At 33.1% G+C, this 20412-nt stretch carries 19 protein-coding genes; 11 read left to right on the top strand and 8 right to left on the bottom strand.

The window, feature by feature from the left end; all coding sequences use genetic code 11:
• Positions 1–1836: a toxin-antitoxin system YwqK family antitoxin gene (locus QYS49_RS16945; RefSeq protein WP_308349027.1), complete on the bottom strand. Its 1836-nt coding sequence runs from the start codon at positions 1834–1836 to the stop codon at positions 1–3.
• Positions 1837–1840: 4 nt separating this feature from the next.
• Complete coding sequence (locus QYS49_RS16940) at positions 1841–2833, bottom strand: tryptophan 2,3-dioxygenase family protein (RefSeq protein WP_308349025.1); 993 nt, start codon at positions 2831–2833, stop codon at positions 1841–1843.
• A gap of 122 nt (positions 2834–2955) precedes the next feature.
• Here QYS49_RS16940 and QYS49_RS16935 point away from each other — a divergent pair, with 122 nt between their 5' ends.
• The 3 genes from QYS49_RS16935 to QYS49_RS16925 all read left to right on the top strand — a co-directional run bounded on the left by QYS49_RS16935 (position 2956) and on the right by QYS49_RS16925 (position 5729).
• Positions 2956–4143, top strand: a complete 1188-nt coding sequence (locus QYS49_RS16935; protein WP_308349023.1) for an acyl-CoA dehydrogenase family protein — start codon at positions 2956–2958, stop codon at positions 4141–4143.
• 26 nt (positions 4144–4169) lie between these two features.
• Positions 4170–4457: a sll1863 family stress response protein gene (locus QYS49_RS16930; RefSeq protein WP_308349022.1), complete on the top strand. Its 288-nt coding sequence runs from the start codon at positions 4170–4172 to the stop codon at positions 4455–4457.
• 195 nt (positions 4458–4652) lie between these two features.
• Entirely contained in the window at positions 4653–5729 is a 1077-nt protein-coding gene (locus QYS49_RS16925) for a mechanosensitive ion channel family protein (protein WP_308349020.1), read from the top strand.
• On the opposite strand, the gene QYS49_RS16920 is transcribed toward QYS49_RS16925, so the two are convergent.
• On the bottom strand, positions 5705–7978 hold the full coding sequence (locus QYS49_RS16920) for a patatin-like phospholipase family protein (protein WP_308349019.1): 2274 nt from the start codon (positions 7976–7978) through the stop codon (positions 5705–5707). The two genes, QYS49_RS16925 and QYS49_RS16920, sit on opposite strands and share 25 nt — an antisense overlap.
• A 30-nt stretch (positions 7979–8008) precedes the next feature.
• Positions 8009–8656: a response regulator transcription factor gene (locus QYS49_RS16915; RefSeq protein WP_308349018.1), complete on the bottom strand. Its 648-nt coding sequence runs from the start codon at positions 8654–8656 to the stop codon at positions 8009–8011.
• A 44-nt stretch (positions 8657–8700) separates the two neighbouring features.
• Here QYS49_RS16915 and QYS49_RS16910 point away from each other — a divergent pair, with 44 nt between their 5' ends.
• Positions 8701–10146, top strand: a complete 1446-nt coding sequence (locus QYS49_RS16910; protein WP_308349016.1) for a response regulator — start codon at positions 8701–8703, stop codon at positions 10144–10146.
• A gap of 70 nt (positions 10147–10216) precedes the next feature.
• Positions 10217–10504 (top strand): sll1863 family stress response protein, encoded by a 288-nt coding sequence (locus QYS49_RS16905; protein ID WP_308349015.1) that lies wholly within the window; start codon positions 10217–10219, stop codon positions 10502–10504.
• A gap of 101 nt (positions 10505–10605) precedes the next feature.
• Here QYS49_RS16905 and pyk read toward each other — a convergent pair whose 3' ends face one another.
• Complete coding sequence (pyk, locus tag QYS49_RS16900) at positions 10606–12042, bottom strand: pyruvate kinase (protein ID WP_308349013.1); 1437 nt, start codon at positions 12040–12042, stop codon at positions 10606–10608.
• Positions 12043–12055: 13 nt separating this feature from the next.
• A complete protein-coding gene (locus tag QYS49_RS16895; protein WP_308349011.1) occupies positions 12056–12481 on the bottom strand; it encodes an IPExxxVDY family protein in 426 nt (141 codons plus the stop codon).
• 154 nt (positions 12482–12635) lie between these two features.
• Here QYS49_RS16895 and QYS49_RS16890 point away from each other — a divergent pair, with 154 nt between their 5' ends.
• From QYS49_RS16890 to lgt, 5 genes are read left to right on the top strand one after another with little or no spacing between them, the layout of a single operon-like run.
• The gene (locus QYS49_RS16890) at positions 12636–12872 is read left to right on the top strand and encodes an acyl carrier protein (RefSeq protein WP_013453317.1); all 237 of its coding nucleotides are present in this window, start codon (positions 12636–12638) and stop codon (positions 12870–12872) included.
• Between the two features lie 22 nt (positions 12873–12894).
• Positions 12895–14145, top strand: coding sequence for a beta-ketoacyl-ACP synthase II (gene fabF, locus QYS49_RS16885; protein ID WP_308349009.1), 1251 nt, complete (start codon positions 12895–12897; stop codon positions 14143–14145).
• 9 nt (positions 14146–14154) lie between these two features.
• Positions 14155–14886: a ribonuclease III gene (gene rnc / locus QYS49_RS16880; protein ID WP_308349007.1), complete on the top strand. Its 732-nt coding sequence runs from the start codon at positions 14155–14157 to the stop codon at positions 14884–14886.
• Positions 14887–14922: 36 nt separating this feature from the next.
• A complete protein-coding gene (gene nadE / locus QYS49_RS16875) occupies positions 14923–16773 on the top strand; it encodes an NAD(+) synthase (RefSeq protein WP_308349005.1) in 1851 nt (616 codons plus the stop codon).
• Between the two features lie 52 nt (positions 16774–16825).
• A complete protein-coding gene (lgt, locus tag QYS49_RS16870) occupies positions 16826–17908 on the top strand; it encodes a prolipoprotein diacylglyceryl transferase (RefSeq protein WP_308349004.1) in 1083 nt (360 codons plus the stop codon).
• Here the strand turns inward: lgt and yidD are convergent.
• Positions 17905–18150 carry a membrane protein insertion efficiency factor YidD gene (gene yidD / locus QYS49_RS16865; protein ID WP_308349003.1) on the bottom strand — a complete coding sequence of 82 codons (246 nt, stop codon included), beginning with the start codon at positions 18148–18150 and terminating at the stop codon, positions 17905–17907. The two genes, lgt and yidD, sit on opposite strands and share 4 nt — an antisense overlap.
• Here yidD and QYS49_RS16860 point away from each other — a divergent pair.
• A complete protein-coding gene (locus tag QYS49_RS16860) occupies positions 18098–19741 on the top strand; it encodes a BamA/TamA family outer membrane protein (RefSeq protein ID WP_308349002.1) in 1644 nt (547 codons plus the stop codon). The genes yidD and QYS49_RS16860 overlap by 53 nt on opposite strands.
• Here the strand turns inward: QYS49_RS16860 and QYS49_RS16855 are convergent.
• The gene (locus QYS49_RS16855) at positions 19738–20376 is read right to left on the bottom strand and encodes a toxin-antitoxin system YwqK family antitoxin (protein ID WP_308349001.1); all 639 of its coding nucleotides are present in this window, start codon (positions 20374–20376) and stop codon (positions 19738–19740) included. The two genes, QYS49_RS16860 and QYS49_RS16855, sit on opposite strands and share 4 nt — an antisense overlap.
• Positions 20377–20412: the final 36 nt, after the last annotated feature.

Genomic DNA, 20412 nt, shown 5'->3' with positions numbered 1-20412 from the left:
CTATGGATTTAAAGTTTTTACATTTTTAAGTTTAAAAACATAACCGAAAGAAAGCCCCACTATCGGTTGGACTGTAAATGGTTGATTGATTAAATCATCAAAAATGGCTTCTCTTTCACCTTCGTTTTGCACTTCTCCATAGAAATAATAATTAAAATTGATACCTAAATTGATGTCAAAAGTAAAACCATTGTCATTTAGGTTTTGTAAAATCCGACTGCCCACTAATAGACCATAACGAATTCCCTGGGCATTCATTTCAGCAGAAACTACATCAGTTTGTGCATTATTTTCATAATATTTAAATCGATCTACATTTGTGTAGGACACTGAGTGTCCAAAATATGGCATTCCAAACTTTGTGTCTTTATGATAAAATCGTTGTCTCAAGCTAAATCCAAATCCTTCAAAAAAATTATCACCAGCTCTTAGGTTTAATGAATTTGCAAAGAAAGGGTTTCTAAAGGTGTGGTATAAAAGTTCATAACCTATTCTTTGTTGGATGTTGTATTCCATTGCAACTTGCAAATCACCAAAAAGCATGGTAAAAGGATTGGCTTGAAGGATGATAGTAGGGAAATCATTATTTCTGGATTTGAAGTATGAACTACTTTTAGATTTATATCGGTAATCTGGCTTATTATATTGTAAATTATCATCTGCAAGATTATTACGGTTTTTTGCAGTTCTTAATAAAGGTTCATAATCCTCATAAATAGGTTTATAATACCCTGCTAACTTCTGGTTATGATCATATAATTCCCAAGTACCTACTTTTACACCATCTTCTATAACACCTTGCATTTTTATATCGCCATTCTGATAGTATCCTTTATATTCTCCTTTACCATTTTGAAACTCAGCTTCTCCTTCCTTTTCACCTGATTCATAAAAATATTCCCAATTTCCTTCACTTTTACTATCTACAACAGTGCCTTTCAGTTTCAATTTACCGCTTTCGTAGAATTCTTTATATTCTCCACTACCTGCATCATACACTCCTTCACCTTTTAAACCTCCATCCTCAAAATAGAGCTTCCAATAGCCTTCTTTTTTACCTTCTCTTTCAGCGCCTTCAGCACTTACCTGTCCATTGGGATGGTAATAAACCCATTTTCCATGGCTTAAATTATCAATATATTCTCCTTCACCTGATAGAGTTCCGTCTTCATAATAATAGACCCATTTTCCTTCTTTGGCACCTTCCGAATATTGGCCTTTTGACTTTAAGCTGCCTGATTGGTAATAATTTCTCCAAAGACTGTCACTTTTTTCATCTTTTATAAATCCTTCTGACTTGAGGCTTCCATTCGGATAAAATTCTTTATATACTCCATCACCATTCCTGTAAATTGCTTTTGCCTTTAAATCTCCGGTTTCAGAAAAATAAGTCCATAAACCATTTTTTAAATCATTTAAATATTCTCCTTCACTTTTAAGAACCCCAGTTTCGAAAAAATATTTCCAGTTTCCTTGGCGTAATCCATCGTAAATTTTCCCTTCCATTCTAAGTTCGCCATTCTCAAAATAATATGACCATAGGCCGTGGTTAGAGTTCTCTTTAAGTTGACCTTGCATTTTTAATTTACCGCTCTCATAGTAGTATTTCCATTGGCCATATGTTTCATTATCAATATATTGCCCTGTACTTTTAAGTTCGCCTGAAATGTAATAAGATTCATAGGTTCCGTAGAGAACGCTAGGATCTAAATCTTTTACAAAATAGCGCTCCTTCATATGTTCTCTTTCATCATCATAATAGATTTTTACTTCTTTGCTTTGTGCAAAAAGTAATGTTGGTAATAGTATTAATATGATGCTAAAAACGAATTTCATTTTATTATTCTCCAAAAACTTCTTTTACGACCCAACCTTTGCCCCACTCTTCTTTTTCTTGCTCTGACCATAATTCAGGAAAGAATATACGTTTTTGAAATCTTGGGGGCAAATATTGTTGCCAGTTTGTGCCGCCAGTAGCAGCAACATCCTTGTTTTTCTCTTGTAAATATCTAACTGCAGATTTGTAATGAACCAAAGGCCAAAAAACATTCACATTTAAGTCAAAATTTCTTAAAGCTTCTTTTAATTCATTGTTGTTTTTAGATTCCTTATCAAGTTCTAAATATTTCTGGTAGATATTTTTTTGCTCAAAACGTTTTATCCAATTGATAAATTCATATTTATATTTTTTTTCAAACTGCTCTAGTGTCAGTGTTTTTTGGCCAGTTTCTATTTCTGTAGCTCCTTGTTTCCAATAAATATGCTCATATTGTTCTTCTAAAGGAGTATTTATACATTCCTCTTTTTTTTCTTTTCTTACTAATTGAAGCAAAGGAGTGGAGGCAAATTCAATTAATCGATATTGAGCTGATTGAAAACCACTAGCAGGTAATAGTGCCATTCTAAATCTTTGAAATTGTTCCTTTTCCATTCCTTGAACCATGATATCGAAGGATTGAGTTAAGGTCTCAAAATATCGATTCATTCTGCCCAATCTGCTGATGAAAAAATTAACATCTAGTTTTTCATTCCATCCTAAATCTTCACCATTTTCACCAATAATTTGTCCATTATTGGCAATTTGCTCCATTTCATTTAAGCACATCTTGAAATAAAGCTCGGTTATTTGATGATACATAATGAAGATTTCTTCATCAGGAAAATCGGTTTTGGGCTTTTGTAAGGTTAATAAAGTGTCAATATTAATGTAATCCCAATAAGTGGTATAATTGGATATAAGTAATCCATCCAGATAAGCAGATAAATCTTGTCCCATTGACTGGTACTTAAGATTAAGTTTTTCCAGATTTTGATTGATTTGGTCTTTATTCATAGTCTAAAAAATATTGGCTCTTGTAATTTTCACCTTTTTTGAAGGTTTCTTGAAAATACTTTTAAATTTGCACTATTCAAATGAGCTTACAAAGCTACAAAAAATAAAAACGACTAATACTTATGAATAATCAATCAACCGACCAATTTGAGTCACCTGATTTTTACGCTTTAGATGGATTACTAACAGAGGAGCATAAACTAATCAGACAATCGATAAGGGATTTTGTAAAAAAGGAAATCAGTCCGAATATAGAAGAGTGGGCACAAAATGCTCATTTTCCTTATGAAATCGTAAAGAAATTTGGTGATGTAGGTGCTTTTGGGCCTACTATTCCGCAAGAATATGGAGGAGGAGGTTTAGATTATATCTCTTATGGGCTCATTATGCAAGAAATTGAAAGAGGAGATTCAGGAATGCGTTCTACGGCTTCTGTTCAAGGTTCTTTGGTGATGTATCCAATTTATGCTTTTGGAAATGAAGCTCAACGTAAAAAATATTTACCAAAATTAGCATCAGGTGAATGGCTTGGAAGTTTCGGATTAACGGAACCTGATCATGGTTCTAATCCAAGCGGAATGACCACCAATTTCAAAGATAAAGGGGATCATTACCTTTTGAATGGAGCTAAGATGTGGATATCTAATTCTCCTAAATGTGATGTTGCTGTAGTATGGGCAAAAGATGAATCAGGAAGAATTCATGGTTTGATAGTAGAAAGAGGAATGGAAGGATTCACAACTCCTGAAACTCATGGGAAATGGTCATTAAGGGCAAGCACAACTGGAGAATTGGTTTTTGATAATGTGAAAGTTCCTAAAGAAAACTTATTAGAAGGAAAATCAGGATTGGGAGCACCTATGAAATGCTTGGATTCAGCAAGATTTGGTATTGCATGGGGAGCTATAGGCGCTGCAATGGATTGCTATGATTCTGCTAGAAGATATTCTTTAGAGCGTATTCAATTCGGGAAGCCAATTGCGTCTTTCCAGTTAACACAGAAGAAGTTATCTGAAATGTTAACAGAAATCACCAAGTCACAATTATTGAATTATCGACTGGCTCAATTGATGGATGAAGGCAAGGCAAGTACACCTCAAATTTCCTTGGCAAAACGTAATGCAGTGGAAGTTGCGCTTAATATTGCAAGGGAGGCCAGACAGATTCATGGCGGTATGGGAATCACGGGAGACTACCCTATGATGCGCCATATGGCAAACCTAGAGTCCGTTATAACGTATGAAGGTACACATGATATTCATTTGTTGATATTAGGAAAAGAGATTACAGGGATACCTGCATTTGAATAATTTTTTAATTTAAACCGAAGGAATTAATGGGAAAATACGATGAATTCAAAAACTCTTCAACGGAGAAAATAAATAAATTAAAAACTGAATTTGAACTTTTGAAAGCTGAAGCTAGAAATTCTCAAGCTGATAGAAAAGAGGAAATTGCTAAGAATATTGAAAAGCTAGAAGAACTCCAAAATGAGTTAGAAGAAAAATATACCAGAGTTGAAAATTTTGGAGATATAGCAGCTCAAGAATTAAGCGATGCCTTTTTCTCATCAACAGCAGGATTTGAAAAAATTATTCGAGAGACAAAAGACAAATTGAAATAAAATTAAAAGCCGGGTGTTACTCGGCTTTTTTCTATTTCTATCCCTTCCAAATAGCCCATTAAGATATTTTTTATATATCTTCAAGTAGTTTCAAGTTTTACTTCATTGGGTAATAGAATAATTTTTGATGTTGAATATCCCATCTCACCTTAGGGCAAAATTTATTAATAAATTAAAACGAATTAGGTAGTATAAATGATTGATTTTTTTGATTCACTTGGCTTAGAGCAACCTTATGTTCGATTAGTAATATTTACATTTCTTTCTATAGTTATTGGAATTATAGTTCGATATACATTTTTTACAACCTTATTTGTACTTAATAAGAAAGACGATAGAGGGTTGATAAAGCTACTTGAAAAACGCTTTAGTGGAAGTATTTTTCTTTTTATCCCAATGCTAATAATGCATAATCTCATTCCTGGTTTTGAATTAAGCAACAGTTTTACAGAATGGTTATTATTGATTTCCGAATCTCTAATTATTGTTTCATTCACCATCATTGCAATCAGATTAGTTTATTTTTTGCAAGATGTCTTAAACACTAAATTTAAAGTTGATAGAGCGGATAACATAAAAGAAAGACAAGTATTAACTCAGGTTACCTTTATAAGGAAGATCATTGTTTTTTTGATTGTGATGATAGGATTAAGCTTGTTTTTGTTACAATTTGATGGGGTCAGGAAATATGGGGCTACTTTTTTAACTTCAGCAGGAGTAGCGGGTATTATTATTGGTTTAGCAGCTCAAAAAACAATTGGGAATTTATTAGCTGGAGTTCAAATCGCTTTTACTCAACCTATCAAAATTGGAGATGCAGTGTTTTTGGAAAATGAATGGGGCTGGATAGAAGAAATTAATTTAACTTATGTGGTAGTGAGAATTTGGGATCGTAGAAGATTAGTATTACCAATCACGTATTTTACAGAGCAAACCTATCAAAATTGGACTAGAAATTCTGCAGACATTTTAGGAAGGGTGTTTTTATATACAGATTACACCATTCCAATTGAAGTGCTAAGAAAAGAATTTGAAGCTATTTTGGCTAGTACAGATCTTTGGGATAAAAAGGACCAAGTATTGCAAATTACCGATTGCACTGAAAAATCAATGGAAGTCAGATTATTGATGTCAGCAAAAGATTCACCTACCTCTTGGGACTTAAGATGTTTGGTGAGAGAGAAAATGCTGGTGTTTATTCAAGAGAAATACCCTAATTCTTTACCTAAAACAAGGTTACAAATGAATCAATCTTTGGAGTTTAAGGATTGATTAAGCCATTGCAAAGTTTTTTGGTTTCCACTACTATTGATTGCTTTTTTGATATTGTACTTTTCTCTTCCTGTAAGTCGCCAGTTGAGTGATGCTCTTTCTTCTATGTGTTTCATTTTATCTATGCTGTCATCCGAAAAAGCAATACCAGCATCGTAGGTGAGCATTGCATGGCTTAAATCTCCTTGAAACCATTCATGGGCATATTCAATAAGCAAATCATTCCTTGTGTCCTGCACATTCGACCAATTATTATAGATATTGCTAATAGGAGTGGATAGTTTTTCAAGTATGGATAAATTTTGCTTTTTCTCAATGATCGCTGCTTTTTTAGAATCACGAATTGTTAAAATGATTACTCCTGAAGTGTTTTCTGCTATCCAATCTTTAAAATTATATAAAAACAATACGGCATCACTCACACCAAAATTATCAGCCAAACCTGCATCCATTATTTCTAAGCTTGGCTCGCTTGGTAGATTTACATTAGGCGTGATATAAGGAAAAGAAGCACTCATTCTTAAGGCAGTTAAAAAGCTTAAATTTTCAGCATCTTGATTTTTAAACATTCTAAGAAAATCAATACTTCTATTGTCCATCAAGGTATTCAATGAGTCATCTTTTATGTTTTTGCTAGACATATAGCTGCTGCTATTAGGCGTTATGTAAAGTTTCCTGCCATCATTTACGCTAGTTGGTGCTAAAAATAGCATTGGAATTTCAGCTTTCAACTCAGCTTCTTTATAATCAATAAGTCGCTTATTAAGTACCTCTTCTAAATTTTTATTGAGCTTTTGTTCAAAAGCATATCCTCTATCTTTTGGATAGCTGTATCCACCATAGTCAAAGGATTGGTATCGAATAAAAATATCGTTAGTTAAAAGGCTGAATATAATAGGGTTAAGAGCTTCTTTTCCAATATTGGCCAGGTATTTTGGATTATGGATGTTGAGCGTCTGATCTTTCTTTTGCATGTATTTCAACTCCCTAAAATACGCAGCACCAATTAATCCACCTGAGGCACCAGAAATGCTTACAGTATGCTTAAATAGATTTCCATTTGTTATGCTATCAGCATTTTGCAGAGCATTCATAGTCCAATAAGCAGCTCTTTGTCCGCCACCGCTGGCTGTGAGCAAAACCATTTTTGGTTTTTCTGTAAATTGTTCTCTCCAATTATTAAGGATCTCTAAAGTCGTTTCTTTATCTTGTTTTAACGCATTAGGGCTGGTAGTTTTATCAATGTTTTTTTGATTATAAGATACCGGAGCAGTCTCATAATTTAAACCATGTGCATAGTGCGTTTTACTCAAAAAATCGATGGTAGTTAAGTAATTAATCAAAAAGAAGATGGCGATAGCACCTGTAATTGCCCATGATCGAAACCAAAAGGTAATAGCGCCAATAGCCATTAGAATTATGCTCAAAAAGAGAATAGCACTTGCAGCAGCAGGGATTTGAAAATAGGGGTAATCCCGAAATGCTCCTAAAATTAAGATTATTACAAAAATAAAAATTTCCGCAATTACAGTATTCAAATGATTTTGATCAAAAATACCTGTTATAACACTAAATACTTTTCTATTACTTTTTTTGCTTACTTTAATCCACCTTAATTTAAGGTCGAAATAACCATCAACTTCAGCTTGTTTATTTTTAAGGTCTTTATGATATTTTACTGCTGCAATCCTACCAATTTTCAGTTTTTTAATTCTTTTTTCAACTCTTTCTGCTAAAACTTCACGGAAATCCTTATTGGTAAACCAAAAGTAAAGTTGTAAAATAAAAATAGAGACAAATACACCCAATGGTAATGAAAGAGCTAAAGAAAATGCTTTCCAAAATTCCATAAATTCATAAACCATTTGATAATTAATGATTTGTATGATGTAGTTGATAAGAAATGCCAATGGAATTATGACATTATTTAATGAGAATTTTGAAAACGGCTTAGTAATAACGCCAATAAAATGAAATCTATAGCCATCTAAAATATAGGAAGCAATGTTAAAAGCAACTATTAACCCACCTAGTGTAAGTCCAACAATGAAATAACTGTGAAAACTGACCTCATTCAAATATTCTGGTGATAAAAAGAGATAAGGGATGCCTAATCCTTTTGCGAAACCGCCATTGATGACAGAAAACAATAATACCCAGCACAAAAGCAGTAATTGATTCTTTTTGAAATGGTTGAGAATCAATTGAAATGGAAATGAATAAATAAGAGTATTTACAACTTTTTTCATATAGACTTCATTTCCTTCCTTTTAGAGTGCTTATAAATCTTCAAATAAAAAGTTGTTGATGGCGTATTTAACTAATCCTGCAAGTGTTTTGGAACCCGTTTTCTCCATTAAATTTCTTTTATGGGCCTCTACTGTCCTTATACTAATAAATAGTTTATCTGCTATTTCTTGATTGCTTAACTCATCAATAATTAATCTCAAAACCTCCTTTTCTCTTTTAGAGATAGCTACCACGTCAGAATCTTGCTTTTTCTTACTCATGAAATCCATAATGGCTTTTGTAGCTTCCTGCGCATAATAGGATTCTCCATTATAAACCGCTTTCACAGCATCTACAATTTCTTTTTCTCTTGCGTTTTTCAAAAGGTAACCCGATGCACCTGCTTGAAGCATTTGCTTTACATATTGACTATCCTTAATCATTGTAAGTGCGATGATTTTGACGGATTGAAATTTTTTATTCACCTCAGTTGCCAATTCAACACCGTTCATTTCGGGCATGCTGATATCTGTAAGCATGATATCTACTTCATCAGGATTTTTCTCTAAAAAAATTAAAGCCTGCTTTCCATCACTAGCCTCACCAACAATTGTGATCTCATGCCCTTCTTTTTCTAAGTAAAACCTTATTCCGTCTCGAATTAAACGGTGGTCATCAACTAACAAAACTTTTATCATTCCGAAATATAATAATAACTTTATACAACTGTAAAAATTAAACTATGGAAGATAGTAAAAATATAAAACCTAAAGTATTTTATCTTGATGATGATGAAATTAATCTAGCTATTCTAGAGGCTAATTTAGAAGAATATTATGAGATATTAGGCTTTAGTGATCCTAATAAGGGGATAAACTATCTCAAAAATAATGAGGTTGATGTAATCTTAACCGATCAAATTATGCCTGTGATGGATGGAATAGAGTTTCTGCAGGCCATCAAAGATATTCAACCAAAAGTTGCTAGAATTTTACTAACAGGGGTTGTGAATCAGGAAGTTATCATACAGGCCATTAATAAAGTTAATATTTACCGCTTTCATGAAAAGTCAGATAATTATGATAGACTGAAATTCGATATTGATAGTGCTTATCATATGGTGAAAACACTAAGAGAGAAAGATTTTTATTATAAGGAACTACAGGAAACTTCTGAAAAGCTAAAGATTATTTCGGATAATGTGCCAGCTCAAATAATACATACTGATTTGGATGGTAATATATTAGAAATTAATCAAGGCAATGTAGCAATAACAATAGATAGTCTCGGAAAAAATATTTCAGAGTTTTTACCTGAAGATGAAATAAAGAAATTTTTTCAAGCGATGGCTAAGGTGGTCAGAACCAAGAAAAGTCATAATATTATTACACGAGCCTTTAATTTTTATGAGAATTTTCAATGGTTTTCAACTGTAATTGGCCCTCTCCATTCTAAAAATAAACAAAGCGGGTTTTTGATGGTGAGTCAGGACATTACGGACAGGGTAAATCATGAAGAAAGAATAATGTCGGCAGTTATAGAGGCTGAAGACAGACAGAAAAGTAAGATTGCGAGAGATATTCATGATGGTTTGCAACAAACACTTACTATCGCGCTAATGAATTTTGAATCTCTGGACGAAAACTCTATTCAAATTTCTGAAAATGAACTTAAGAAATTTCGGAGTGGAGTCAGATTTTTACGAAAAGGATTGCAAGAGACCAGAAGCATAGCTTATGAATTAATACCAAAATCAGTTGAAGACTTTGGTTTTGTTGAAACCTTAAAAGAATTGATTGGTGAATTAAATGCCTCAATTGACCATACTGAATTTAATTTTTACACCAATTTGGAGCAAAGAATTGAAGATCTTAATATTGAATACAACCTCTTTAGGATTACTCAAGAGTCTCTAAATAATATCATTAAGTATGCTGAGGCTACTGAAGTATTTGTTCAGATTACAAATCATGATAATATTTTACAGCTCACTATAGAGGATAATGGAAAAGGATTTGATGTAGATGAAAAATTAAATTCTGATAGAAGTTTTGGACTATTCAATATGAATAAAAGAACTGAAAGTCTATCAGGTAGAATGACAATTGAATCAAAAGAAGGTACCCTAATTTTTGTTGAAATTCCTTTAAAGAAGAAAGATACGACAAACAATGTAAAGTCGAAATAATGAATAATTGTAACAATATTTACCCTAAGGGGTTAAATATTATATACTTTTTAAACTAAAACAACACATTATGGACACTAGAGATGCTTTAAAGCAAAAGTTAATTTCACAAGTAGAAGAATGGAAGGCAGACTTCGATAAGTTAAAAGCTGAGACAAAAGGCGCCTATGCTGAAGGTCAGCTGGAAGGAAGTCAAGAAGCTAAAGATCTGGAATCTAAAATGGATGAAGCTAAGGCTTTCATTAACAAAGTGGAAAATGCGAATGAAGAGGATATAGAAGAATTGAAGTCAAAAGCTGAAAACCAATTGGATGGTTTGAAAAATGCTTTTCAAAACCTGAAAAATAAATTCAAGTAAGCTTTTTATAATTTAATTCTAAAGAGAATTTAAAAGCTAAGAACAAAAAAAATAGCCATTGAACTTAAAATCAATGGCTATTTTTTTTGATTAAGATTATCTTATTTCACCTCAGTTACTTTTAACATATTGGTTCGGTTTTTATCTTTAATTGGCATACTAGCCATTAAAATAATAATATCACCACTTTGTACATGATTATCCTTTTTTAAGGTGTTTTCAATGTCAGCAAAAGTTTGGTCGGTGCTTTCATAGTTTTCATAAATATAGCCTCTAACTCCCCAAACTAAATTAATGGTTTCCAATAAGTCATGATTTGGAGTGAAAATAAATATTCCAGCTTTTGGTCTGTGGCTAGCTAATCTATAAGCTGTATAACCTGATTTTGTCATTCCAACTATGGCTTTGGCATTTGTTTCTTGAGCTAATTTACAAGCAGTTTGAACCAGATTATCGCTATTAAAAGTATCTGAATTTCGAGACACATGACCATATTTAAAATAAATAGAATCATGTTTTTCAATGCTAGCAATAGTGTTAGACATACTCATAACAGATTCAACTGGGTAATGTCCAGCTGCAGATTCTGCTGATAGCATTACAGCATCACCACCATCTAAAATAGCATTGGCTACATCATTGGTTTCAGCTCTAGTAGGACGAGGGTTTTCGATCATACTTTCCATCATCTGTGTAGCAACAATTACCGGTTTGCATGCTTCATTACATTTTCTGATGATCATTTTTTGAGCTAATGGAACATCTTCCATTGGGATTTCAACTCCTAAATCACCACGTGCTACCATAACTGCATCGGTTGCGGCAATAATATTATCAATATCTTTTAAGGCTTCTGGCTTCTCAATTTTCGCCACAACTTTACATTCTTTTCCGTTATATCGAATTCTGTTTTTCAAATCCAGAACATCAGCAGCAGATCTTACAAATGATAATGCTATCCAATCTACCTCATTTTTAAGTCCAAATTTTAAATCTTCTAAATCTTTCTCTGTTAAGCTGGGAGCTGAAACATTCGTGTTGGGTAAGTTGATTCCTTTCTTGGACTTTAGTTCTCCACCATAAATTATTTTGGTTTTAACTTCCGTTTTATCGGATGAAATCACTTTTAATTGAATGTTTCCATCATCTATCAAAATGGTATCTCCTTTTTTAACATCTGAAGGTAAGCCCTGATAAGTAGTAGAGACTTTTTTGGCATCGCCAACCATTTCTTTGATAGAGATGATGAATTCATCCCCCTCTTTTATTTCAACGCTTCCGTCTTTTATTTCTCCGCACCTAATTTTAGGGCCTTGCAAATCTTGCAGTATACTAATGTTGGTTCCCCATTCTTTATTAATCTCCTCAATATATTGAAGTGTTTGCTGATGGATTTTATGATCACCATGTGAGAAGTTGAGTCTAAAAACATCGGCACCTGCTTTCACTAATTTTTGTAACATCTCTTTAGTGTTGGAAGCTGGGCCAACGGTTGCTACAATTTTTGATTTGTTGAATTTGATGTTTTCTCTTTTCATTATATAAATTCTTTTATGTCATTAAGTTTACAACCGATTTTAATCGGTTGGCATCCAAAATTTGAATCAAAATTACATTTTTTATTTTACTTAGTGTACTTTTTACATTAAGTATTTCTAATTCTTCTGTATCATCGTGAATTAGTAGGAAATAGTCGATGTTTTTCATTTCAGGAATCAGGAAAGCTTGTGGAGCTTCACTTTCATTTAATTTATTTTTCAGTAATTTTATGGAAATGTTTTCTGTTTGATGTTGAAAGCAAGATGTATTAAGAAAGTGTCCTTTTTTCAATTCTATGAGATGGTCTTTTGCTCTTTTTAATGAAAAATGAGTATGTTCATTTATGTGCCATGCCATTTGAAAATCAGTCAAAGAAGAGGAAATAGCTAATAATTGAAAGTCTACACTAAATGTATCTTGCCAAAGTTGTTTGTTCATAGGTTTAAGTTATAAATATTTCAATTTAATCTAAAACTTGTGGAATAAAGTTACCCAGAAATTAAAATACTTGTACGAAAGGAAAAAAATAGTTTGACATTAATGAGGGAAATACATTTCTTTGCGGAGTATTTAAAACTAAAATTCTAAAATAATGTCTGAAATAGCACAGAAAGTAAAGGCAATTATCATTGACAAACTAGGTGTAGAAGAGTCAGAAGTGACTGCAGAAGCAAGCTTCACCAATGATTTGGGAGCAGATTCACTGGATACAGTGGAGTTGATCATGGAGTTTGAAAAGGAATTCAATATTTCTATTCCAGATGATCAAGCCGAAAATATTGGTACTGTTGGACAGGCCATTTCTTACTTAGAAGAAAACGTAAAATAATTTAATAGCTCAAAATTCATTTATGAATTTAAAAAGGGTAGTTGTAACGGGACTGGGTGCTTTGACGCCCATTGGAAATTCTGTCGAAGAATATTGGGGGAACCTAGCTTTGGGTACAAGCGGAGCCGGTCCCATTACTAAATTTGATGCGTCCAAATTCAAAACGCAATTCGCTTGTGAAGTAAAAAACTTCCAGGCTGAGGATTACCTCGATCGTAAAGAAGCCAGAAAAATGGATCCTTTCACTCAGTATGGTATGATTACCGCTGAGCAAGCAATTCAGGATTCAAAGCTTGATTTATCTAAAATTGATTTAGATAGAGCAGGGGTAATTTGGGGCTCAGGTATTGGAGGTATAAAAACTTTTCAAGAAGAGGTTGATAATTTCGTTACCAACGATAGAAATCCTCGCTTTAATCCATTTTTCATCCCTAAGATGATTTCTGATATTTGCGCAGGGCTAATTTCCATTAAATATGGCTTTAGAGGACCAAACTTTGTAACGGTTTCTGCTTGCGCATCTGCTACAAATGCTTTAATCGATGCTTATAATTATATTCGTTTAGGAAAAGCGGATGTATTTATTTCTGGTGGTTCTGAAGCTTCTGTAACGGAGTCAGGAATTGGTGGATTTAATGCTATGAAGGCTTTGTCTGAAAGAAATGACGATCCTAGCACAGCATCACGTCCATTTGATAAAGAACGGGATGGATTTGTATTAGGTGAAGGAGGAGCAGCATTGATTTTGGAGGAATATGAGCATGCAGTTGCTCGTGGAGCCAAAATCTACGCTGAGGTTATCGGTGGCGGAATGTCTGCTGATGCTCACCACATGACTGCACCACACCCTGAAGGTTTGGGAGCTACTAATGTGATGAAATATGCAATAGAGGATGCTGAAATCGATCCAACTGAAATTGATTATATTAACGTACATGGAACTTCAACTCCATTGGGTGATTTAAGTGAATCCAGAGCTATAAAAAAAGTATTTGGTGAACATGCTTATAATCTTAACATAAGTTCAACTAAATCAATGACTGGCCACTTATTAGGTGCAGCTGGTGCAATTGAAGCTTTAGCATGTATTTTCGCTCTTGAAAAACAAATGGTTCCTCCTACGATTAACCATTTTACGGATGATGATGAGTTCGATCCAAAATTGAATTTCACATTTAATAAAGCACAAGAAAGGAAAGTGAAAACAGTATTGAGTAATACCTTCGGTTTTGGAGGTCACAATACTTCGATCATTTTAAGAAAGTTAGATTAATTTCCGACTTTGATTAGGCGATTTTTTACTTCCTTCAAAAAATTATCTCAAGAAGACAAAAGGCTTGTAGCTGCAATAAAATCTATTGTTGGCTACAAGCCTTTTCGTTTAGAGTTATTTCGATTAGTTACACAACATTCTAGTGTGGCTAAAATACTTCCTAATGGGTTTAGAGCCTCTAATGAAAGACTTGAATATCTCGGGGATGCAATTCTTGGGGCAGTCGTAGCTGATTATCTTTTTAAAAAGTATCCTTTTAAAGATGAAGGTTTTCTCACCGAAATACGTTCTAGGATAGTTAATCGTGAATCTTTAAGCCTTCTAGCAAAAAAAATCGGGATCAGTCAAATGCTTGAATCTGATTTTTCCAAAAGTCGCTTTCATTTTAAATCTATTTATGGTGATATGATGGAAGCTTTCATTGGGGCTGTTTATATTGATAGAGGTTATAAATATTGTCAAAGATTTATCATCAATAAATTAATTATACCTCATTTCGATTTAGATGAGATAATTGAAAACAATACCAATTATAAAAGCATTCTTATTGAGTGGTCTCAGAAAGTTAATAAATCTATAAGATTTGATGTTGAAGACCAAAAGCAAGAGGGTACGAAAAGAGAATTTAGGGCTGTTATTATTGTAAATGGTAATAAAATCTCAAAGGGAGCTGGTCTCAATAAAAAGAAAGCAGAACAGAATGCTGCTTTTAAAGCATGTCAAAAATTAAAGCTTATATAGTTCGTAGCCATAAACAGGTATTCTAAAAAAAGTATTATGAAAATTGCAGGTGCAACGCTTAATCAAATCCCAATGGATTGGGATGGAAATACTCACAATATTTTAGAAGCTTTAAATGATGCTCAACAGCAGGATGTTAAATTATTGTGTTTCCCAGAATTAAGCATTTGTGGTTATGGCTGCGAAGATGTCTTTTTAAGTGAATGGATGTGGAGAAAAGCGCTAAAGACATTAACCGAAAAGATACTTCCTGCAGCACCAAATCTTGCTTTTACCGCAGGTTTACCCATAAAATTTGAAGACAAAATGTACAATTGTGTAGCATTTTGTTCTGGAGGGCAAATCCAATACATAATTCCGAAACAAAATTTAGCCCAAGATGGTGTTCATTATGAACCCCGTTGGTTTACAGCCTGGGAAGTAGGTAAGCAGGCTAATATAAGTTTGAATGGGAAAGAAATTCCAATTGGAGATTATGTAATCGAGTTTGAAGAGTATACGATTGGTTTTGAAATATGTGAAGATGCTTGGAGGGACGACCGTCCTGCGAATAGATTATGTGAAAGGGGCGTAAATTTAATATTGAATCCATCTGCCAGCCATTTCGCTATTGACAAGTCTTTAAGCAGACAGGATTTAGTGTTGAGCAGTTCTGAAAAATACAATTGCACTTACATTTATGCTAATCTTCTCGGAAATGAAGCTGGAAGAATGATTTATGATGGTGAATTGATGATTGCTAAAAATGGTGAGCTGAAATTCAGAAATGAGTTATTGTCTTTTAGGAATTATCAATTGGGAATTTGGGATACGCAGAAAGATCATGCGAAAATTGCTTCTCCTTTTAAATCAAATCCTAATCAAGAATTCAGGAAAGCAGTTAGTTTAGCATTATTCGACTACCTTAGAAAAAGCTATAGCAATGGATTTGTGCTTTCTTTAAGTGGGGGAGCGGATTCATCCACTTCAGCTGTTTTAGTGGCTGAAATGATTCGCTTAGGCATTGAGGAATTAGGTTTGGAATTATTTCTAAAAAAAATCCATAAAGCTGACTGGTATGAAGAACTAAAAATTGAAGAAGAGGCAAGTAAAATAATAGCAAACCGTATTTTTACTACTGCTTATCAAAGCACAGAAAACTCAGGTTATACAACTTTCGAATCAGCAAAAAAGCTTGCAAATGAAATTGGTGCTATTTTTTATCATTGGAATATAGATGATGAAGTAAATGGATACACTCAGAAAATATCAGATAATATTGGTAGGAAGTTAAACTGGGAACAAGATGATATTGCACTTCAAAATATTCAAGCAAGAGCACGTTCTCCAATTATTTGGATATTAGCCAATATCAAAAATGCTTTGCTCTTAACCACTTCCAATAGAAGCGAAGGAAGTGTTGGATATACCACAATGGATGGTGATACAAGTGGCAGTATTGCACCTATTGCTGCAATAGGTAAACCTTTTATTATACAATGGCTAAAATGGGCAGAAAAAAACTTAGGATATAAATCTCTGAGTTATGTCAATAGCTTACAACCTACAGCGGAATTGAGACCAGAAAATAAAGCTCAATCTGATGAAACGGATTTGATGCCATATCCTTTATTACAAAAAATTGAAGAATTGGCTATTAGAGAACGATTTTCCCCAGTCGAGATTTATAAGGAATTAAAAATCTCATGGGATGGAAATATAAATATCCTTAAACCTTCCATACAGAAATTTTTTAAGCTGTGGTCTAGAAACCAATGGAAAAGAGAACGAATAGCCGTTTCCTTTCATTTAGATGACTATAATGTAGACCCTAAAACCTGGTGTAGGTTCCCAATCTTGTCATCATCTTTTAAAGAAGAACTTGAAGAATTGGAAAAAGCAGAATAAATCATTGAGATTACTGTTTTTACCCTAATTTTGTGCTAAACGAAAATTGAATATGCTTAGCTATATAGTGTGGTCACCCAAACCATATATTGTGGATTTGGGATTTACTGAATTAAGGTGGTATGGTTTACTTTTTGCCTTAGGTTTTATCATTTCTCAACAAATAATGTTTCATATCTTCAAAAAAGAAGGTAAAAAAGAGAGACAAGTTGAGATTCTTACGTTGTATATGGTAATTGCTACAATTATTGGTGCAAGGTTAGGTCATGTTTTGTTTTATGAGCCTGTTCGATATCTAAGCAATCCAGTGGACATCTTTAAAGTTTGGGAAGGTGGATTGGCTAGTCATGGTGGGGCAATTGGAATCTTGATTGCGCTTTATTTATTTGCTAGAAAATATAAAGATATTAGTTATTTATGGATTCTAGACAGGATAGTAATAGTAGTAGCGATTACAGCTGTTTTGATACGGACTGGTAATTTCATGAATTCAGAAATTATAGGGGAGCCAACTGACAAAGCCTATGGAGTTGTTTTTGGTCGTGAAGTTGAATTAAGACTAAACTATTTAACTACCGCCATAGAAGATGTGGAGGTTGAAAGTGTTAAATCTTCTAGTTTGATTGAGGGAACAGAAGAGCGTGAGTTTGATTATCCTGTTAAATTAGTTGTTTCGTACAACAATCAAAACAAAATGGAGGATGTAAAGAGGTTTACGGAAACTAAATTGTTAAGCAAATTACAAGATTCAAATATTAGCCAGCACGTTGTATTTTCGAAAAATGCTAAATTTGAATATAACCAAAAGGGAGATTTTGTATATGCAACAACTTATGGAAATGGTGTTCCAAGGCATGCAACACAATTATATGAGGCCATTTCACATTTTCTAATTTTTGTATTATTATTTTATTTGTGGAACAATAATAGAAGTGGATTGGCAGATGGAAGACTTTTTGGTATATTTCTAATTGGTGGTTTTGGGTCAAGATTCTTTTTAGAGTTTATAAAAGAAAATCAGGTTGCTTTTGAAGAGGGGCTGGCATTAAATATGGGGCAGTGGCTCAGTATTCCCCTAGTATTGGCAGGAATTTATTTTGTAATTCAATCGGTTAGGGCTCAAAAACGGAATTAAGGTACTGGATCATATCCCGACCCACCCCATGGATGACATTTTGAAATCCGTTTAGCTGATAATTTCGAACCTTTTATTAAACCGTATTTTAAAATTGCCTGTTTGGTGTATTCTGAACAAGTAGGCGTGAATCGACATGAGGATGGGAATAAAGGCGATATACCATACTGATAGAATAATACAGGCCAAGTGGCAACTTTACGTATGGTTTTTGCGACTTTATCTTTAGATAATGTTTTCAAAGCAGTTTATTTAGTATTTAAAATTATTCAGAATATCAGAAATCTTATTACATATAACACAATTAATGAAAAGAAATTTATAAATACTTCTTTAAGATGGGTTATTATATTTCTATTTGTGATGGTTGGTTTACAAAATGCCAATGGTCAAGTTTCTGTTGATACTGATCCTGGAAATTTAGAAATTGTCAATAGTCCAGGAGATAGTCTACAAAATCGAATTCTTTTTCTAGAGAATATAGAAATTAAAGGTAATAAAAAGACTAAAAAGAGAATTATAACTAGAGAGATCGATCTTCAAACCAATGTTAGTTATACTTTTAAGGAATTACGGGAGCTGATTAAGTTAGATGAAAATAAAATTTTCAATACAGGTTTATTCAATAGTGTAAAGGCTGAGCTTGAGTTTGCGGAAAATTCTGAAAATAGTGTGAATGTAATTTTCTTTGTTGAGGAAAGGTGGTATATCTGGCCTAGTGTTATATTTAAATTAGCAGACAGGAATTTTAGCGATTGGCTTTTTAATCAGAATGCTGCAACTGATCGATTCGAATATGGATTTAAATTTGATCAATTTAATGTGAGAGGTCTGAACGAAAGACTTTCAGCAATGGCCCAATTTGGGTTTAAAAGGCGCTTCTACTTTGGATATAATATTCCCTACCTTAATAAAGATCAAACCTTCGGGATGGGACTAAGTTTTTCATTTAGTGAACTGGACCAAATCGATTATACTAATGTTGAAAATAAAAGATTGTTCATTAGTGCTGATAGTATTTTTGGAGATGATAATGAAAGACAAATAATTTCAAACACACTTACTAGTAATGTTTTCTTTAATTATAGAGAGTCTTTTTATAACACACATACTCTGCGCTTAACTTATTCGCGTACGACTATTCTTGAAGAAGTATTACAATTCAATGAAGATTATTTAGGGTCAAATAGAGATTTAGAACAAGATTATTTTGGTTTAACCTATATTTTCAGAAGAGATTTTAGAGACAGAAATAATTATCCTTTGAAAGGATTTTTGATTGATGGAAGGTTGTCTAAAATTGGGTTGGGTATTTTTAATGATATAAATCAAGGATCTGCTGAGGCTTTAGTAGCTTATTATAAACCTTTAAAACATAATTTCAATATAGCTTCTTCACTTACTGGCTATACGAGTTATCCTAGGTTTCAACCCTACAATAATATGCAAGGATTGGGGTTTGCAAATAATCTATTGAAAGGTTATGAGCTATATGTTATACAAGGGCAACATTATATAATGAATAAAATGGAGTTGAAGAAAAGAATATTTTCAATTGAGGCCAATTTAGGAAGATTAATGCCTTTGAAGCAATTTAGAAAAGTGCCAATTGCGGCTTATTTTAAAGTGTTTTTTGATCAAGGTTATGTCCAAAACAACTTGCCAGAAAGCAGTCGCACCACAGTCAATTCGATTTTATCAAACAGATATATTTATAGCTATGGTGCTGGATTAGACATAGTAACATATTATGATGCGGTGCTAAGGCTAGAATATTCTATTAATGCATTAAATGAAGCAGGCTTTTTTATTAATGTGAAGTCTGGGATTTAATCTAGTTCTGATTTATCTACCTTTTTCTTTTTGCCAAATCTGTTGAAATAATACCAATCACCCGTTTTCTCTCCCTTTGTGTAATGCCCTTCATAGGTTTTTCGTCCTTTATCATCGAAATATTGCCAAATTCCATCTTCTTTTCCGTTTTTATAATTTCCTTTTTGCACGATTTGACCTGATTCATTATAATATATCCAAAGTCCGTTTGGAATAGCCTTATTATAATTTCCTATTTGCCTTAGCTTTCCATTTTCATAGTAAAATTCCCATTCACCATGATAACTGCTATTTAAATATTTGCCTTGCTTTTCAACCTGCCCGTTTTCAAAATAATAGGTGGATTCACCTTGGAGTTCATCTTTCACCCAGTTTTCCTCTGCTAAAATCTGTCCGTCAGGAAAATATTTAATGATCTTCCCGTTAAATTTCCCTTCATTATAATGATGAGTGGCATTTAATTTTCCTTTAGGATAAAAGTATTTCCATTCACCATGTTTAAGCTCATTTTTTAGTTCACCGAAAGCTTTCAATTCACCTGAATTGTAAAATATAGAGTCTATTTGGGCAGAAATTTGATAATTAAAGCATGTTAATATAATTGCGCATATCCAATATTTTTTATAATTTTTCACTTTCATATTTTTATGGCTCTAAGCTAAATTAATGAC

The sequence above is a fragment of the Marivirga salinae genome (assembly GCF_030503855.1).
Taxonomy (GTDB): domain Bacteria; phylum Bacteroidota; class Bacteroidia; order Cytophagales; family Cyclobacteriaceae; genus Marivirga; species Marivirga salinarum.
The sequence above is the reverse complement of the archived record's forward strand: the minus strand, read 5'-3'. Positions and strand labels throughout refer to the sequence as shown.